Genomic DNA, 15,297 nt, shown 5'->3' with positions numbered 1-15,297 from the left:
AAACATGAAGAAGAAATCAATTTTCGGCTGTCTGGCCATCGTCTGCCTTCTTCTTGTGCTGATCCCGCCTGTGATGACACGGGCGGAAAAGCACAGCCTGATCACATGGGAAAAGAAGAGCAAAAATGTAGTAAGTATGTATCTGGAGCTTCAGGAAAAGGAAGCGTTTGAGGAGATTAAGGCCTTCAGCCTGACACTGAATTTTGACAGCAAGGAAGATCTGTCAAAGGAGCCTGTTTTTAAATTCGGATCTGATTTTAAGGGAGAGAAGGTATCGGTTCATGAAGAACGGTACAATGAGGAAGATCAGACCATGAAGCTGTATGTAGCCGGAAGGGATACCGTTCTTGAAAAAGGAGAAAAGGTCCTTCTTGGAACCATTACCATAAAATCGGATGAAAATGTGACGATTTCCGTGGATGAGAATGATTTTCAGGTGGTAGACAGGCTTCATGAGAAGGGAATGATCACAGAATTCGGCGATTATGAGCCATATGAAATGATCCTTAAGAAAGAGGAAGAAACTACAAATCCGGAGACAGAAGCTCCTCCGTCTTACAATGACAGCAGTGACGAGGATGAGGAAGAGATTTATGAGTATGAAGTCCAGCCTCAGAAGGAGGAGGCTCCTGAGCCAAACGGCCAGTGGATGCAGAATGAAAAGGGCTGGTGGTTTGAAGCCTTAGACGGTTCCTATCCGGCAGACAGCTGGTATGAGTGCTCCTGGAACGGTTTTAAAGCATGGTATTACTTTAATGCTGAGGGATACATGAACAGCGGCTGGTTTACAGACCGTGACGGAAACACCTATTTCCTCCATGACCAGAATGACAGCAGAGCCGGTTCCATGTACACAGGCTGGAACTGGATCAATGGAAAGTGCTATTACTTCCAGGATACTCCCGCTCCCAACCGCCCGGTTGGCTCCATGATAAAGAATGAAATGACACCGGACGGCTATATGGTAAATGAAAACGGCGAGTGGATCATAGATGGGAATGTACAGGTAAAACAGTAAAACAGGAAGTTCAGATATTAACAAAAAGAAGGACGTTTGACTTATTTTAAGTCACAGTCCTTCTTTTTTACTGTATTTTCTGCAGTCTTATAGCAGGCAGAATGAGGGGGATTTTGATAAAAACTCTTTATTATTTTCTTTTATGAAAACAGGAAGCCAGCCTTTTTTCTTCCATATGCAGAAACTGGTTTGTACGGACAACATAGGTAACGGAGTCACAGCGTACATATGTGGAGGAAAAATGGATAGGTGTTCCATCGGAATTATAGGCGGTTTTTTCTACATAGAACAGAGGGTCGCCTACCAGACATTTTAGGAGGGATGCCTTAGAACTGTCGGCTAAAATTCCATTAATTTCCAGAGTGGCCTCTGCTACCTCCAGACCGTAATCTTCTTTTAAAATATGATAAAGAGGTTTTTCAGAGGCGGCTTTCTGTATAAAGTCAGGGAAGGCGGCTTCTGAAACATAGATGGTATCAAGGCCAATGGGTTTATTGTCTGCCCAGATGAGACGTTCTACATAAATAACAGGACTTCCTTCACACAGGCTGAGAGCTTCTGAAACACGGTCATCGGATTGGATTTTTTTGATCTCCAATACTTTATGACGGGAAGTGTGGCCATGGGAGGAAAGGGAATCGTTAAAACCTCTTGTCTCGGAGAGGGCAATTTTGTCCTTTTGTGGGCACACAAAGGTACCTTTTCCCTGAACCTTCTGTATTAATCCATTATGGGAAAGTTTTTCCATAGCTTTACGTATGGTGATTTTGCTTACATTATATTTTGCGCTTAGTTCGGTTTCTGTGGGAAGCTTATCACCGGCTTTATAAATGTGTGTTTGGATATCGCTGCGAATGGATGCTTCAATCTGTTGATACAATGGTTTTACACTTTTTGAATTCATAATAGGATTCTCCTTCAACAATTCATTATAGCATATACTATGATGATATGCAATCTTTAAAATTTTTATCTTTTTGTATCTTTTTTTGAAAATATACTTGATTTTTTCGGGACAAATCACTATAATAAGATATATAAAGATACATAATGATATATAATCAATTAGGAGGAGACGGATATGAGACAAGAACATCTTGGACAGATTGTACAGGCGGTTAGTGCTGTGGAGCAGATGGGAACAGTGAATGCTGTTTATTTTGTGGCCTGTGGAGGCTCCCAGGCAGTTTTGATGGCAGGGCAGTATATTTTTGATAAGGAAACAACGGTTCCCAGCCATGTGTATACAGCGAATGAATTTATGTATGATACACCCAAGTCTTTAAATGAACAGTCTCTGGTAATCAGCTGTTCCCATTCCGGTAATACTCCGGAAACGGTTGCCGCTACAAAGCTTGCCAGAGAAAAAGGAGCTATGACGATTGCTTTATCAAATGCAGAAGGATCGCCTTTATGGAACGCCGCTCAGTGTCCTGTTCACTATGATTGGGGCAAGGAAGTGAGCGACAGCGACAAGAATAAAGGTATCCTTTATGGTCTTCTTTTCCATCTGCTGAAGGTTTTGGCTCCCAGTGAAAAATGGGATGTATGCCTGAAGGAGCTTGATAAGCTGTCTGAGTTGTCAGGAAAGGCAAAGGAGCTTTATCAGGAAAAGGCGGAGCGCTGGGCAAAGGAGAACAAGCGGGAGAAGCTTATCTATACTATTGGAAGCGGAATTAACTATGGAGAAGTGTATTCTACTGCGATGTGCTGGTTTATGGAAATGCAGTGGATCCACTCCGGCTGCATCCATTCCGGCGAGTATTTCCATGGTCCATTTGAGGTGACAGATTATGATGTTCCGTTTTTATTAGTAAAAAGTATTGGCAACACACGATTCCTGGATCAGAGAGTAGAGGATTTCAGTAAGAAATATTCAGACAAGATGCTCATTCTGGATCAGGAGGATCTTCCGCTGGCAGGAGTAGCAGATGAGGCTAAGCCTTATATTGCAGCCATTCTGTCCGGAGTAGTTATTCGTCAGTTTGTAGAAGCGATTGCTTTTGAGCGTGGACATTCTTTGGATGTGCGCCGGTATATGTGGCACATGGAGTATTAATCAACCGGAGAAAGAAGGAGGGGATTAAACATGCTGCCGCAGTTGGTTATTTTTGATGTAGACGGACTGCTTTTGGACACGGAGCAGGTGTGGAAACAGGCATGGCGCAAAACAGCTGATTCGTTTGGGCTTCTGAATGTACGGGACGAGGAATTTCATCGGCTGATTGGAAAAACCGGACAGGCTTCAATGAATGAGGCATGTGAAATTTTGAACGGGGCTTGCCGCGCAGAAGATTTTATGGAGCGTATGAGGGCGTTTGGCTCCAAAATGCTTGAAGAGGATCTGCGGTTAAAGCCGGGGGCACGGGAGCTGCTTGAGAAGCTGCAGGAAAAAGAAATTCCCTGTGCGGTTGCTACGGCAACCTCTCGGGAACTGACTGAAAAACGTCTGGGGCGAATGGGAATCCTTTCCTTCTTTTCTTATGTTTGCTGTGGGGATGAGGTGAGAAGAGGAAAACCATTCCCTGATATATACCTGAACGTTTTGAAGCAGATGAAATGCCCTGCCGACAGAGCGGTAGTTCTGGAGGATTCTCCCGTAGGCGTAGAGGCTGCTTTTCGGGCAGGGATTCCCTGTGTAATGGTTCCAGATATGATTTTGCCGGGAGAAGCTGAAAAGGAGCGGGCAAAGTGGATTCTTCCGTCCTTATTTGAGGCGGGCCGCCGGATTTTTCAGGAAGACAGTGCAGGTACGACATAAACAAAGGCTTAAGAGGTGAAACATATGGAAAAAGAAGATTTCGGGATTTTGATGGTTACCCACGGCGGACTGGCAAAAGGGTATTTGAGCGCTTTAAAGCTGGTTTTGGATATTGATGAGACAGATTTAGACACAGTATGTTTTGAAGAAGGAGAAAGCACAGAGGAGTTTGAACAGTGTTTAAGGACTGTGATTGAAGAACAGTATAGAGACAGAAATCTGGTAATCCTCTTGGATATACCCGGCGGAACCCCGGCCAATACGGCTTTGCGGTTTCTGTCGGATTCAAGAAGGCTGATCGCAGGAGCTAATCTTACTGTGGCAGTGGAAGTAATGATGGAAAAGAAAAATCATACTCCCTGGGATAAACTGAATCTGGATTCCATTGCAGAGGATGGAAAAAACAGCGTTGTTTATTATAACAGGCTTTTGAAGGAGGAACAGGCTTATGATTAAATTAGTGCGGGTGGATCACAGGCTGCTGCATGGACAGGTTATTTTTTCCTGGACCCGGCAGACGGCAGCGAATCATATTATTGTGGCGGACGATCTGGTTCCTAATGACCCCATCGGAAAGATGGCATTGTCTCTTGCAAAGCCGTCAGGCTGTTCATTAGATATTATCCCTTTCAGTGAATTGAAACAGGCAGTGGAGTCCAACGCGGACAAGAATATTATGATTATTGTAAGAGGCCCTAAAGAAGCGTTGAGGCTTGTCCATGAGCTGCCTCAGGTCAGAGAGATTAATTACGGCGGCGTTGCAAAAAAACAGGATTCTAAACCATATGGAAAAGCAGTGTACCTAAATAAGGAAGAACTTAAGGATACACAGGAGATACTGTCAGAGGGGATCAGCATTTATATACAGCAGGTTCCCACCTCTCAGATTGAACATGCTGATTTTTCAAAATAGCAGATTGAGCAGAGAGGGGGTAATATTATGTTGATTCAATCAATTTTGCTGGGACTGGTGGGAATTATCGCAGTTATTGACTCACGGTTAATTGGCCGTCAGAATATTGGCAGGCCGTTGATTTTAAGTACGCTGGCAGGTCTGGTTCTGGGAGATTTAAGAGCTGGAGTTACGCTGGGAGCCAGTCTGGAGCTGATTTCCATGGGCTTTGTAGCCATTGGTGCGGCTGGTCCGCCAAATATGCAGTTGGGAAGTATTATCGCGACGTCATTTGCGATTTTATCCGGTGCGTCTACAGAGGCCGCGCTGACCATTGCTATCCCTGTGGCAGTAATTGGTGAGTTTATGAGCGTGATCATGCGTATTATCATTGCTCAGTTTTCTCATGTGGCAGATCGGGCGATAGAAGAAGAAAATTACAAAAAGGCTCAAAATATCCATATTTGGTGGTCATTTGGATTAAACTGTGTTGTTTATTTTGTGCCGATTTTTCTGACGATCTACTTTGGAACAGATTTAGTGGATACAATGGTGAACGCGATTCCCGAGGTAATTACAAATGGCCTGACAGTAGCTGGAAATCTGCTTTCTGCATTGGGCTTTTCCATGCTGCTCAGTACGATGCTTTCTAAAAAGCTGTTTCCGTATTTTCTGTTCGGTTTTCTGGTGGTGGCATATTCCGGGCTCGATTTGATCGGTCTGACGCTGTTCGCCTGTATTTTAGCATTTATTATGGATAAAGTGGTTTATGGAAGAAGGGAGAGTGCGTAGATATGGAAGAAATGAATCAGACCGTCGCAGAGGGCGCTGTGACAAAAAAGGATCTGCGCAGATTATTCCTGCGTTCCTGGACTATTATGTGTTCCTGGAATTATGAGAGGCAGATGCATATGGGGTTTATGTTTGGAATGGCTCCCATTCTGGACAAGCTATATAAGAATAAGCCTGAGAAGTGTCGGGAAGCATATCAGCGTCATATGGAGTTTTTTAACTGTACACCGCAGGTGACAGGTTTTATTATGGGATTGGCTGCCTCCATGGAGGAGCAGAATGCTAAATGTGAGGATGGTTCTTTCCAACCAGAATCGATTTCTATGATTAAAACCAGTCTAATGGGACCTTTTGCGGGAATTGGCGACAGCTTTTTCCAGGGTACTCTGCGTATCATAACATTTGGAATTGGCCTGTCTTTTGCACAGCAAGGCAATGTATTAGGACCGATTCTGGCAGTTCTTCTCTTCGCAATTCCCTCAATTATCATGGGGTATTATGGAACGGTTCTGGGCTATCAGTCTGGTAATAAATACCTGACCAAGCTGTATCAGGAAGGAATCATGGAGCGGGTTATGCAGTGTGCATCCATTGTGGGATTAGCTGTAGTAGGAGGAATGGTGGCAAGTATGGTCAGCATAACAACACCATTGGCCTTTCATGCGGGGGGAACGGAGCTGGTGCTTCAGGATATGCTGGATACGATGTTCCCTAAGCTTCTGCCTCTTTTGGCAACGCTGGGGATTTACAGGCTTATTCAGAAGAAAGTCAACACAAATCTGCTTTTGCTGGGAATTGTGATATGTGGAATTGTGTTGGGGGCATTGGGAATTTTGTAGTGCAGGGAATGTGTTAGTAATCAGAATAATATTATTATGTAAGAACTGTCGTTTTAACGGCAGTTCTTAATTTAGGTGCGCTTGGGCAGATGGCCTTTATTGCGTTTTTTAGAAAAATAGTATATTATATTAATACCTGATATAAAAATAAAATGAAAACCAAGAGGTAGAAATGGGGATGACATACGAAGAAGTATTTTCACAGGTAAAGAAAATTTTTATGGAGGCAGATGTAAGCGGGGAAAAGGAGCATCTGGCATTCCAGTTTAATATTGCAGGTGAAGGAGAAGGCGCTTTTTATGCTGAGGTAAAGGAAGGCGTACTTTATGTAGAGCCCTACGAATACTATGACAGAGATGCCATTTTTACCTGCAGCGCAGAGACGCTTTTTAAGCTGGCAGGCGGAAAGCTGGATCCAATCTTTGCTTTTACCACAGGAAAACTGAGGGTTGAAGGAAATCTGGAAAAAGCCATGAAGCTGCAAAGCTTTGTGAAGAAAAATAAATAGAATAAAATTAAAAGCAGCCGGCAGGAGCATCCGGATTCAGGCTCCTGCCGGCTGTTTTAGACTTATTTTGCCTCTGCTGTAAACTGTTTATCAAATTCAGGATTGAAGAAATAGAAGTTTTTGCTGTCCAGGCTGTCCTTTATCTTTTCCAGAGCTTCACCGAACCGCTGGAAATGGACGATTTCCCTGGCACGCAGAAATCGAAGTGGATCCAGTACATCCGGATCATCAATAATGCGGATAAGGTTTTCGTAGGTGCTCCGGGCTTTCTGTTCTGCAGCCAGGTTTTCATGAAGGTCTGTGATGGCGTCTCCCTTAGACTGGAATTCGCAGGCATTGTAGGGAATGCCTGCGGCAGCCGCAGGCCACAGTCCGGTGGCATGGTCAATATAATAAGCATCAAATCCGGCTGTCTTTGCCTGTTCTGCCGTCAGGTCTTTGGTAAGCTGAAATACCATAGCGCAGATGATTTCCAGATGAGCCAGTTCTTCTGTGCCGATATCCGTTAAAAGTCCCGCTGCTTCTCTGCATGGCATGGTGTAGCGTTGGGAAAGATAACGCATGGAAGCAGCTAATTCACCGTCCGGACCGCCAAACTGACTGATGATCAGAGATGCGGTTTTGGGACAGGTCTTTTTTATATTGACAGGATACTGGAGACGCTTTTCATAGATCCACATCAGAGAACACCTCCTTCACGATCCCAGGGCAGAGGCCCGTCGGTCCAGGTAAAATGTTTCTGTCCGGGGTAGTCGGTACAGAAGCCGGACTGATTGTTTGTATCAGGGCAGACACAGTCTCTGGTAAGGGGTTCAAATTCCCTGGCAAATTGTTCGAGAAGGTTTTTCCGTCTGGTATTTGCCTGCATAAAGGCTTCAAGTGCAGGCATATCCAGAGGATGGGTATCAAGGTATAGGTTTAGATCATCGGCAGTAAAGCTGATTTCCTGAAGTTCCTTTAACATGGCTTTACGGTCAGACATGAGCGTTTCCTCCTTCCTTAAAAAACGGGAGCACGAGGCTCGGAAAGATACTCCCCTGCTTCAGTCCCACAGCCGGAGAAAGGGGCGTTTCCCAGGGCTGGGTAGGAACTGCAGCGATTGCAAGCGTCAGCTTTTCGCCGGGAAACGGGGAATTTCTTTCGTATCCGCAGACAGCAGCGTAAGGAGCGGTTTCGTCTCGATACAGGTTCATTTAAATAGTACCTCTCTTTCTGAACATGTGGATCGGGGCTTTCAAGATCCTAAAACCTGCCTGAAAACCCCGGCGCCGGAAACCGGGCGCTGATCTTAGTATGTCCCGGTTTCATAAGGCTCCCTTTGGGAATGAACGGAAGAAAAGGAATTTGTCGCGTCTATTCTATTTCCCGACGTCAATAATAAATTAAGAGGAAGAGTTAGTTTTGTGCTTCAGAAACAGAAAATGCCTTCCGTTTTGTGCGGAGAGTATAACATATCCGATTTTCGGCTGTCTGGAAAACAAAGGGAAATCATGGTATACTAAAGAAGTGTAAAAAATAGGAAAAGGAGATACAGGTATGACGTACGAGGAAGTATTTACACAGATTAAAAGTATTTTTATGGAGGCAGATGTAAGCGGGGAAAAGGAGCATCTGGCATTCCAGTTTAATGTCACAGGAGAAGGGGAAGGAGCATTTTACGCAGAAGTAAAAGAGGGTACTCTCTGTGTGGAACCCTATGAATATTATGACAGGGACGCAGTGTTTACCTGTACTGCAGATACGCTTTTTAAGCTGGCCAGTGGAAAACTTGATCCGATTTTTGCCTTTACCACAGGAAAATTGAGAGTTGAGGGAAATCTGGAAAAAGCAATGAAACTGCAGAATTTTGTAAAAAAGTGATATGCTCCAGATAGGAGCCGGAGTAAAGGTGGTTTTTGACACTACCTGCAAAACAGGAGGAGATATATTATGATAACCAGAAAAGAAGCGGATTCCATAGGCACAATGGAGGTGCCCATGAAGGCGTATTATGGAGTACAGACATTACGCGCGAAGAAGAATTTTCACATTACAGGACGGCCGCTGCATCCGGAATTTATAAAAAATCTGGTGAGAATAAAAAAGGCCGCGGCTTATACCAATATGACGGCCCATATACTGGACGAGAAGATTGGAAATGCCATTGTAAAGGCCTGTGATGAGATCATAGAGGGAAAGCTCCATTCTCAGTTTATTGTAGACGCCATTCAGGGAGGCGCAGGCACCTCGGCCAATATGAATGCTAACGAGGTCATAGCCAACCGGGCGATTGAGATCCTGGGCGGTGAAAAGGGGGATTATACGATTGTTCATCCCAATGACCATGTAAATATGGCCCAGTCTACCAATGATGTGATCCCCAGTGCAGGAAAGCTTACGATCCTGGCGCTGCTTCCGGGCCTTTTGGAACAGCTGGAACGGCTGCACAAGGCTCTGAGGGACAAATCCATTGAATTTGACGATGTGGTAAAGATGGGACGGACCCAGCTTCAGGATGCGGTGCCGATCCGCCTGGGGCAGTCCTTTGAAGCCTATGCGGCAGTGATCGAGAGAGATATCCGGCGGATACGCTCCCTGGATTCAGAGCTTAAGGTGTTGAATATCGGAGCTACTGCGGTGGGAACGGCGATCAATGTAAACCCGGTGTACTTATTTCACATTATCCGAAATGTAAACCTCGTCTGTGGCACAGACTGCAGCCAGGCAGAGGATCTGTTTGACGCCACCCAGAATCTGGACGGCTTTGTACATACCTCTGCGGCTCTCAGAGTTTGTGCGGTAAATCTGTCTAAGATCTGCAATGATCTGCGTCTGCTCTCCAGCGGCCCCAAAGCAGGACTGGGAGAGATCAATCTGCCTCCGAAGCAGAACGGCTCTTCCATTATGCCGGGAAAGATCAATCCGGTTATCCCGGAGGTGGTTTCCCAGGTTGCCTACAATGTGATCGGAAATGACGTAACCGTTACTATGGCTGCAGAGGCAGGACAGCTGGAATTAAATGCTTTTGAGCCGGTGATTTTCTATAAGATTTTTGAGTCGATCGATACCTTAAGAGGGGCGGTGGAGACGCTGATCGATAACTGTATTCTCGGTATTACGGCGAACAGAGAGCGCTGCCGTGCTCTGGTAGAGTCCAGCGCGGCTTTGGCTACAGCCCTTTGTCCGGCTCTGGGATATAAAAAATCGGCCGAAATTGCAAAAAAATGCAATCGAACCGGGATTCCGGTGCGCCAGATCGTACTTGAGGAGGGACTGCTGCCGGAAGAAGAACTGGATCGTTATTTAAGTCTGGTGGATATGACCCAGGCGGGCCATCCGGTGGATTACAAATTATAAAACTGCTTAAACAGCAAAAGACCAGGTACTGGGGATACCTGGTCTTTTCTATGTGTATAAAGGGGGGATAAAATGTGTGAAAGGGGGAGGACCCTTTCGGTTTTGTTTACAATTAGGATTATAGTATATTGGGGTAAGGATTTCCATTGTGAAATGAAAAAGAAATATTGCAAAATGCACAAACTCTGATAAACTGATAGATAACGAAAAATGTGCGGCCGAAGGAAGGGACGGACAGAAAAAGTCAGGAGGAAATGAGGTGTACCAGGAGGTCAGTTTTAAGACAGAGCAGGTGATCTATGCCCATACCCGCAGTGATGAGGCAGACATGGAGTATAAAATGCACTGCCATAACAGCTATGAGATTTATTATATGATAACCGGGAATGTAGAGTATCTTCTGGAAGGAAGATCCTATTGTCCCCGTCCGGGAAGCCTTTTAGTGATCGCACCAGGCTGTTTTCATGGTCTGAGAGTGCTGGATGGAAATGAATATGACCGGATCCGGGTTCATTTTACAGAGGATCTTTTAAATGGAAAGGAGCGGGAGCTTCTGTTAAAGCCCTTTGGAACGGGATGGGGCTGTCTTGAAGAGCAGTTCCCCATTGAATGGTATTTTCATGCAATCGAAGAGTGCGGTACTTACGGGAAGGAGCTGCAGAATATTGCAATTCGCACACGGATCCTGTCGCTTTTGGCGGGTATTTCTGCAATATACGTCCGAAGTGCGGGACGCGTTCATGGAGCAGAGGGACAGGCCCAGGAGATAATCCGGTATATTAACAGCCATCTGAGGGATACGCTGACGGTAGAGGGGCTGGCAGAGCAGTTTTTTATGAGCCGAAATCATCTGACTTCCATATTCCGCCAGGCAACAGGAACTACGGTAGCCCGTTATATTATTTATAAGCGCATGACTATTGCAAGAAAAGAACTGGCAATGGGGACTCCGGCGGCTGAGGCTGCATCCAGAGCCGGCTTTGGAGATTATTCCAGCTTTTTCAGAGCCTATCGGAAGATGTTCGGCTGCGCTCCTACCGATAAGACGGCGATGGAACTTCCCGATATGGATAAGAGCGGAGATTTTTAGGCAGTTTCCTAATGGGGTCTTTATGCCGTCTTTATACAATCTTTATACCAGCGTTTTTACTTTTAACACAATCTTTTTGAATGATGTGGCATAATTAGCAATTACAGAGACAATATAAAGACCGTATAAAGAGACGGTTTTTATGGTGTCCGTTAACCGGAGGGATATTATGATGAATGTTCAGGGCAGAAAAAAACATATGACGTCCGCTCAGATCATTATTTTCGGTTTTATGGGAGTGATCTTTATGGGAGCACTGCTCCTGATGCTTCCCATATCAACCAAAGGATCAGGGGGAGCGCCCTTTTTAGACGCGCTGTTTACCTCTACATCTGCCGTATGTGTTACAGGGCTGATCGTACATGATACTGCGACCTACTGGACGGAATTTGGCCAGTTTGTGATCATTTCGCTGATTCAGGTCGGCGGTATGGGCGTAGTGACTGTGGCTGTGGCTGTGGCTATGGTGTCTGGAAAAAAAATCGGCCTGAGGGAACGAAGTACCATGCAGGATGCTATTTCTGCACCCAAGGTAGGAGGGATCGTCCGTTTTACGGGCTTTATCCTCAAAGGTACGTTTATCGTTGAGCTGACGGGCGCTGTCTTGATGGCGCCGCAGTTTATTAAGGATTTCGGCTTTGTTAAGGGAATCTGGTATGCAGTATTCCACTCGATTTCCGCATTCTGCAACGCAGGTTTTGACCTTATGGGCGTAAGAGAACCCTTTTCCTCTCTGACCCATTATGTGGGCCATCCGGTTATCAATTTTGCCATTATGATGCTGATCGTAGTGGGCGGTCTGGGCTTTCTCACATGGGAGGATATATGGACCAACCGGCGGTGCTGGAGAAAATACAGGATGCAGAGCAAGGTGATTCTCACCACAACGGCTCTTTTGATCCTGATCCCGGCAGTGATTTTTTATTTTCTTGAATTTAACGGGCCTGAGTGGCAGGGACGGGGCGCGCGTATTTGGGCTTCTTTATTCCAGTCTGTAACGCCCAGGACTGCGGGATTTAACACGGTGGATCTGACAGCCATGAGCGAGCCGGGACAGCTTCTTACAGCGATTTTGATGCTCATAGGAGGTTCGCCGGGGTCTACGGCAGGCGGTATGAAAACGACTACTCTGGCAGTGCTTTTGCTGTCCGGCTGGGCAGTATTTTACCGCAAGGAGGATACGCAGTGCTACGGGCGGCGTATTTCAGAGGAAACCGTGCGTTATGCGGCGGTTGTAATGATGATGTATATCACACTCTGTATCGGAGGCGCGCTTGCTATCAGTTATCTGGAAGGCCTTCCTATCTTAACCTGTATTTACGAAACAGCCTCTGCCATTGCTACGGTAGGATTGACCCTTGGCATTACGCCGGAGCTGGGAACGACATCACGGATCATACTGATTCTTTTAATGTATTGCGGAAGAGTAGGCGGACTGACACTGGTCTATGCGGCTATTTCCGGAGTGAAGCCTCATGTTTCAAGGTTGCCCCAGGAAAAGATTACTGTGGGATAAAAGAAAGGGAAATGACTTATGAAATCAATTTTACTTATTGGACTGGGCCGTTTCGGCCGTCATGTGGCAGAAAAATTATACGAGCTGGATCATCAGGTTATGGCGGTAGATAAGCAGGAGGACCGCGTGGAGGCGGTTATGTCATATGTAACCAATGCCCAGATCGGAGACAGCACCAATATGGAGTTTTTGGAAACACTTGGCGTAAGCAATTTTGATGTGTGCATTGTCGCCATTGCCAGCGACTTCCAGAGCTCTCTGGAGACAACGGCTTATTTAAAGGATCTGGGGGCCAAGATGGTGGTTTCCCGTGCTTCCAGAGATGTACACGCCCGGTTCCTGCTGCGGAATGGTGCAGATGAGATCGTCTACCCGGAAAAGCAGGTGGCAAACTGGACAGCTATCCGCTACAGCTCAGAGCATATATTTGACTATGTGCAGATCAGTGACACTCACGCTATTTTTGAGATTGAAATGCCTCAGAACTGGGTGGGAAAGACCATCGGACAGGTAGACATACGAAAGAAGTTCAATATCAATATCATGGCTCTGAAGCGGGATGGAAAGCTGGATATGGCGATCCGGCCAGATACCATGCTTACCGATGATGCGACCATGCTGGTTCTGGGTGAGAGCCGTGATATCCAGAAATGTTTTAAGATATGAAACGATTTTCCCGTAGAACACACAGCATTATAAGAGATGGGGGACGGGCTGCGGGAATTCTGATCGCGGCTACGCTGGTGGGACTCCTTTTTTCAGGGCTTAAGATCCCGGAGGCGAATATTATCGCCGTGTACATCCTGGGTGTGCTGATTATATCTATTATTACAAGCAGCTGGATGTACAGTTTTCTGGCCTCTGTGATCAGCGTACTGGCCTTTAATTTTTTGTTTACAATCCCGCGTTTTACCCTGCGGGCCTATGACCCCAGCTATCCGGTGACCTTTGGCATCATGTTTCTGGTAGCCCTTATTACCGGTTCTCTGGCCTCCCGGATGAAGGAATATGCCAGGGAGTCCGCCCAGGCGGCCATGCAGATTGAAAAGGAGCAGCTTCGGGCTGACCTTCTTCGGTCCATTTCCCATGATCTGCGCACTCCTCTTACCTCTATTTCCGGAAATGCCAGCAACCTGCTTTCCAATGAAAATGAATTCAGCCAGGAGACGCGGATGCAGATCTATGGGGACATTTATGATGATTCCATGTGGCTGATCAAGCTGGTGGAAAATCTGCTGTCTGTCACACGGATTGAGGACGGACGGATGGATCTTCGGATGTCTGCAGAGCTTATGGATGAGGTCATTGCCGAGGCGATGCGCCATACGGACCGGAACCGGGACGGACGGAAGATCGAGGTAAGCAGTGATGAGGAGTTTATTTTGGGAAAGATGGATGCCAGGCTGATTGTCCAGGTAGTGATCAATCTGGTGGACAATGCTGTAAAATATACGCCTGAGGGAGCCCAAATCCGGATCCATACAGGAAAAAAGGACGGTATGGTGGTGGTGTCGGTCAGCGATACAGGTCCTGGAATACCGGATGAACAGAAATCAAAAGTATTTGATATGTTTTATACAGGAACAAACCGGGCGGCGGACGGACGCAGGAGCCTGGGACTGGGGCTGGGACTGTGCAGATCCATTATCCGGGCGCACGGGGGAGAAATATGGGTATCAGACAATAAGCCCCAGGGGGCTGTATTTACATTTACACTGCCTGCAGAGGAGGTAACACTGCATGAATAAACCATTAATTTTAGTGGTCGAGGATGACGCTCCGGTGCGCAATTTGATCACTACCACATTAAAAGCAAACGATTACCGGTTCCAGACAGCAGCAAACGGAGAAGCGGGAGTTCTGGCAACCGCTTCCCAGAATCCCGATATTATCCTGCTGGATCTGGGACTGCCTGATATGGACGGCATGGAGGTTATCAAAAGGGTACGCAGCTGGTCGAATGTTCCCATTATTGTGATCAGTGCCAGAAGCGAGGATACGGATAAGATCGACGCTCTGGATGCGGGGGCAGATGATTATCTGACGAAGCCCTTTTCCGTTGAGGAGCTTCTTGCCAGACTGCGCGTCACCCAGAGGCGTCTGGCAGTTATGAACGGCGACGGGGCGGGAAGAGAATCCGTATTTACAAACGGAAGGCTGCGGATCGACTATGGAGCAGGCTGCGCTTATCTGGGAGAGAAGGAAATGCACTTAACGCCGATCGAGTACAAGCTGCTCTGCCTCATGGCCCAGAACGTGGGAAAGGTCCTGACCCATACTTATATCACGCAGAAGGTATGGGGAAGCAGCTGGGATAATGATATCGCCTCCCTGCGGGTATTTATGGCAACTCTGCGTAAAAAGCTGGAGAGCGAGCCCGATTCCCCCCAGTATATCCAGACCCATATCGGAGTGGGGTATCGGATGATGAAGGTGGAGTAAAGCTGCGCACCGGACTTCAGGATACGCCGGAGGCGGTGCAAAATGCAGAGACGAGAAGGAGTTTTTTCTTGACATTCTCCTGAAATGCACTAATATTGTAAGT

General features: G+C 46.4%; 19 protein-coding genes. 15 read left to right on the top strand and 4 right to left on the bottom strand.

Annotated elements, in window-relative coordinates; translation table 11 throughout:
- Positions 1 to 4 precede the first annotated feature (4 nt).
- Positions 5 to 1,018: a hypothetical protein gene (locus BN3656_RS01660; RefSeq protein ID WP_066543420.1), complete on the top strand. Its 1,014-nt coding sequence runs from the start codon at positions 5 to 7 to the stop codon at positions 1,016 to 1,018.
- 130 nt (positions 1,019 to 1,148) lie between these two features.
- Here the strand turns inward: BN3656_RS01660 and BN3656_RS01655 are convergent, their stop codons facing one another.
- The gene (locus tag BN3656_RS01655; RefSeq protein ID WP_066543419.1) at positions 1,149 to 1,922 is read right to left on the bottom strand and encodes a GntR family transcriptional regulator; all 774 of its coding nucleotides are present in this window, start codon (positions 1,920 to 1,922) and stop codon (positions 1,149 to 1,151) included.
- 177 nt (positions 1,923 to 2,099) lie between these two features.
- Here BN3656_RS01655 and BN3656_RS01650 point away from each other — a divergent pair, with 177 nt between their 5' ends.
- The 7 genes from BN3656_RS01650 (at position 2,100) to BN3656_RS01620 (ending at position 6,810) form a co-directional block, all read left to right on the top strand.
- Entirely contained in the window at positions 2,100 to 3,077 is a 978-nt protein-coding gene (locus BN3656_RS01650) for an SIS domain-containing protein (protein WP_066543418.1), read from the top strand.
- A 30-nt stretch (positions 3,078 to 3,107) separates the two neighbouring features.
- Positions 3,108 to 3,779 (top strand): HAD family phosphatase, encoded by a 672-nt coding sequence (locus BN3656_RS01645; protein WP_066543417.1) that lies wholly within the window; start codon positions 3,108 to 3,110, stop codon positions 3,777 to 3,779.
- 24 nt (positions 3,780 to 3,803) lie between these two features.
- Positions 3,804 to 4,235, top strand: a complete 432-nt coding sequence (locus tag BN3656_RS01640; protein ID WP_066543416.1) for a hypothetical protein — start codon at positions 3,804 to 3,806, stop codon at positions 4,233 to 4,235.
- A complete protein-coding gene (locus tag BN3656_RS01635) occupies positions 4,228 to 4,692 on the top strand; it encodes a PTS sugar transporter subunit IIB (RefSeq protein WP_066543414.1) in 465 nt (154 codons plus the stop codon). Before BN3656_RS01640 ends, BN3656_RS01635 begins: the two co-directional genes overlap by 8 nt.
- 27 nt (positions 4,693 to 4,719) lie before the next feature.
- The gene (locus BN3656_RS01630; RefSeq protein WP_066543412.1) at positions 4,720 to 5,463 is read left to right on the top strand and encodes a PTS sugar transporter subunit IIC; all 744 of its coding nucleotides are present in this window, start codon (positions 4,720 to 4,722) and stop codon (positions 5,461 to 5,463) included.
- A 2-nt stretch (positions 5,464 to 5,465) separates the two neighbouring features.
- Positions 5,466 to 6,302 (top strand): PTS system mannose/fructose/sorbose family transporter subunit IID, encoded by an 837-nt coding sequence (locus BN3656_RS01625; RefSeq protein ID WP_081422805.1) that lies wholly within the window; start codon positions 5,466 to 5,468, stop codon positions 6,300 to 6,302.
- Between the two features lie 178 nt (positions 6,303 to 6,480).
- Positions 6,481 to 6,810, top strand: a complete 330-nt coding sequence (locus BN3656_RS01620) for an SCP2 sterol-binding domain-containing protein (RefSeq protein WP_066543550.1) — start codon at positions 6,481 to 6,483, stop codon at positions 6,808 to 6,810.
- Between the two features lie 62 nt (positions 6,811 to 6,872).
- Here the strand turns inward: BN3656_RS01620 and BN3656_RS01615 are convergent, their stop codons facing one another.
- From BN3656_RS01615 to BN3656_RS01605, 3 genes are read right to left on the bottom strand one after another with little or no spacing between them, the layout of a single operon-like run.
- The gene (locus BN3656_RS01615) at positions 6,873 to 7,490 is read right to left on the bottom strand and encodes a manganese catalase family protein (protein ID WP_066543410.1); all 618 of its coding nucleotides are present in this window, start codon (positions 7,488 to 7,490) and stop codon (positions 6,873 to 6,875) included.
- Positions 7,490 to 7,792, bottom strand: a complete 303-nt coding sequence (locus BN3656_RS01610; protein ID WP_066543408.1) for a spore coat protein CotJB — start codon at positions 7,790 to 7,792, stop codon at positions 7,490 to 7,492. The genes BN3656_RS01615 and BN3656_RS01610 overlap by 1 nt, the downstream gene beginning before the upstream one ends.
- Positions 7,785 to 8,003 carry a spore coat associated protein CotJA gene (locus BN3656_RS01605; RefSeq protein ID WP_066543406.1) on the bottom strand — a complete coding sequence of 73 codons (219 nt, stop codon included), beginning with the start codon at positions 8,001 to 8,003 and terminating at the stop codon, positions 7,785 to 7,787. Before BN3656_RS01605 ends, BN3656_RS01610 begins: the two co-directional genes overlap by 8 nt.
- 343 nt (positions 8,004 to 8,346) lie before the next feature.
- Between BN3656_RS01605 and BN3656_RS01600 the strand changes: the two genes are divergently transcribed.
- The 7 genes from BN3656_RS01600 to BN3656_RS01570 all read left to right on the top strand — a co-directional run bounded on the left by BN3656_RS01600 (position 8,347) and on the right by BN3656_RS01570 (position 15,194).
- Positions 8,347 to 8,670: an SCP2 sterol-binding domain-containing protein gene (locus BN3656_RS01600; protein ID WP_066543403.1), complete on the top strand. Its 324-nt coding sequence runs from the start codon at positions 8,347 to 8,349 to the stop codon at positions 8,668 to 8,670.
- 69 nt (positions 8,671 to 8,739) lie between these two features.
- On the top strand, positions 8,740 to 10,146 hold the full coding sequence (locus BN3656_RS01595) for an aspartate ammonia-lyase (protein WP_066543402.1): 1,407 nt from the start codon (positions 8,740 to 8,742) through the stop codon (positions 10,144 to 10,146).
- 259 nt (positions 10,147 to 10,405) lie between these two features.
- Entirely contained in the window at positions 10,406 to 11,236 is an 831-nt protein-coding gene (locus BN3656_RS01590; RefSeq protein WP_066543400.1) for an AraC family transcriptional regulator, read from the top strand.
- 169 nt (positions 11,237 to 11,405) lie between these two features.
- The gene (locus BN3656_RS01585; RefSeq protein WP_331467836.1) at positions 11,406 to 12,752 is read left to right on the top strand and encodes a potassium transporter TrkG; all 1,347 of its coding nucleotides are present in this window, start codon (positions 11,406 to 11,408) and stop codon (positions 12,750 to 12,752) included.
- 18 nt (positions 12,753 to 12,770) lie between these two features.
- Positions 12,771 to 13,418, top strand: coding sequence for a TrkA family potassium uptake protein (locus tag BN3656_RS01580; RefSeq protein WP_066543399.1), 648 nt, complete (start codon positions 12,771 to 12,773; stop codon positions 13,416 to 13,418).
- Entirely contained in the window at positions 13,415 to 14,500 is a 1,086-nt protein-coding gene (locus BN3656_RS01575) for a DUF4118 domain-containing protein (RefSeq protein ID WP_066543394.1), read from the top strand. Before BN3656_RS01580 ends, BN3656_RS01575 begins: the two co-directional genes overlap by 4 nt.
- Positions 14,493 to 15,194, top strand: coding sequence for a response regulator transcription factor (locus BN3656_RS01570; RefSeq protein ID WP_066543392.1), 702 nt, complete (start codon positions 14,493 to 14,495; stop codon positions 15,192 to 15,194). Before BN3656_RS01575 ends, BN3656_RS01570 begins: the two co-directional genes overlap by 8 nt.
- The last annotated feature ends 103 nt before the right edge of the window (positions 15,195 to 15,297 follow it).

The sequence above is a fragment of the Clostridium sp. AT4 genome, assembly GCF_001517625.2.
GTDB lineage: Bacteria > Bacillota > Clostridia > Lachnospirales > Lachnospiraceae > Enterocloster.
The sequence above is the reverse complement of the archived record's forward strand: the minus strand, read 5'-3'. Positions and strand labels throughout refer to the sequence as shown.

Bases quoted from the DNA above. Each gene is read 5' to 3' on its own strand.
- BN3656_RS01600 (WP_066543403.1), top strand. From the start codon at position 8,347: ATGACGTACGAGGAAGTATTTACACAGATTAAAAGTATTTTTATGGAG.
- BN3656_RS01585 (WP_331467836.1), top strand. From the start codon at position 11,406: ATGATGAATGTTCAGGGCAGAAAAAAACATATGACGTCCGCTCAGATC.
- BN3656_RS01645 (WP_066543417.1), top strand. From the start codon at position 3,108: ATGCTGCCGCAGTTGGTTATTTTTGATGTAGACGGACTGCTTTTGGAC.
- BN3656_RS01615 (WP_066543410.1), bottom strand. From the start codon at position 7,490: ATGTGGATCTATGAAAAGCGTCTCCAGTATCCTGTCAATATAAAAAAG.
- BN3656_RS01575 (WP_066543394.1), top strand. From the start codon at position 13,415: ATGAAACGATTTTCCCGTAGAACACACAGCATTATAAGAGATGGGGGA.
- BN3656_RS01640 (WP_066543416.1), top strand. From the start codon at position 3,804: ATGGAAAAAGAAGATTTCGGGATTTTGATGGTTACCCACGGCGGACTG.
- BN3656_RS01595 (WP_066543402.1), top strand. From the start codon at position 8,740: ATGATAACCAGAAAAGAAGCGGATTCCATAGGCACAATGGAGGTGCCC.
- BN3656_RS01580 (WP_066543399.1), top strand. From the start codon at position 12,771: ATGAAATCAATTTTACTTATTGGACTGGGCCGTTTCGGCCGTCATGTG.
- BN3656_RS01650 (WP_066543418.1), top strand. From the start codon at position 2,100: ATGAGACAAGAACATCTTGGACAGATTGTACAGGCGGTTAGTGCTGTG.
- BN3656_RS01625 (WP_081422805.1), top strand. From the start codon at position 5,466: ATGGAAGAAATGAATCAGACCGTCGCAGAGGGCGCTGTGACAAAAAAG.
- BN3656_RS01610 (WP_066543408.1), bottom strand. From the start codon at position 7,792: ATGTCTGACCGTAAAGCCATGTTAAAGGAACTTCAGGAAATCAGCTTT.
- BN3656_RS01630 (WP_066543412.1), top strand. From the start codon at position 4,720: ATGTTGATTCAATCAATTTTGCTGGGACTGGTGGGAATTATCGCAGTT.
- BN3656_RS01635 (WP_066543414.1), top strand. From the start codon at position 4,228: ATGATTAAATTAGTGCGGGTGGATCACAGGCTGCTGCATGGACAGGTT.
- BN3656_RS01620 (WP_066543550.1), top strand. From the start codon at position 6,481: ATGACATACGAAGAAGTATTTTCACAGGTAAAGAAAATTTTTATGGAG.
- BN3656_RS01605 (WP_066543406.1), bottom strand. From the start codon at position 8,003: ATGAACCTGTATCGAGACGAAACCGCTCCTTACGCTGCTGTCTGCGGA.
- BN3656_RS01655 (WP_066543419.1), bottom strand. From the start codon at position 1,922: ATGAATTCAAAAAGTGTAAAACCATTGTATCAACAGATTGAAGCATCC.
- BN3656_RS01660 (WP_066543420.1), top strand. From the start codon at position 5: ATGAAGAAGAAATCAATTTTCGGCTGTCTGGCCATCGTCTGCCTTCTT.
- BN3656_RS01570 (WP_066543392.1), top strand. From the start codon at position 14,493: ATGAATAAACCATTAATTTTAGTGGTCGAGGATGACGCTCCGGTGCGC.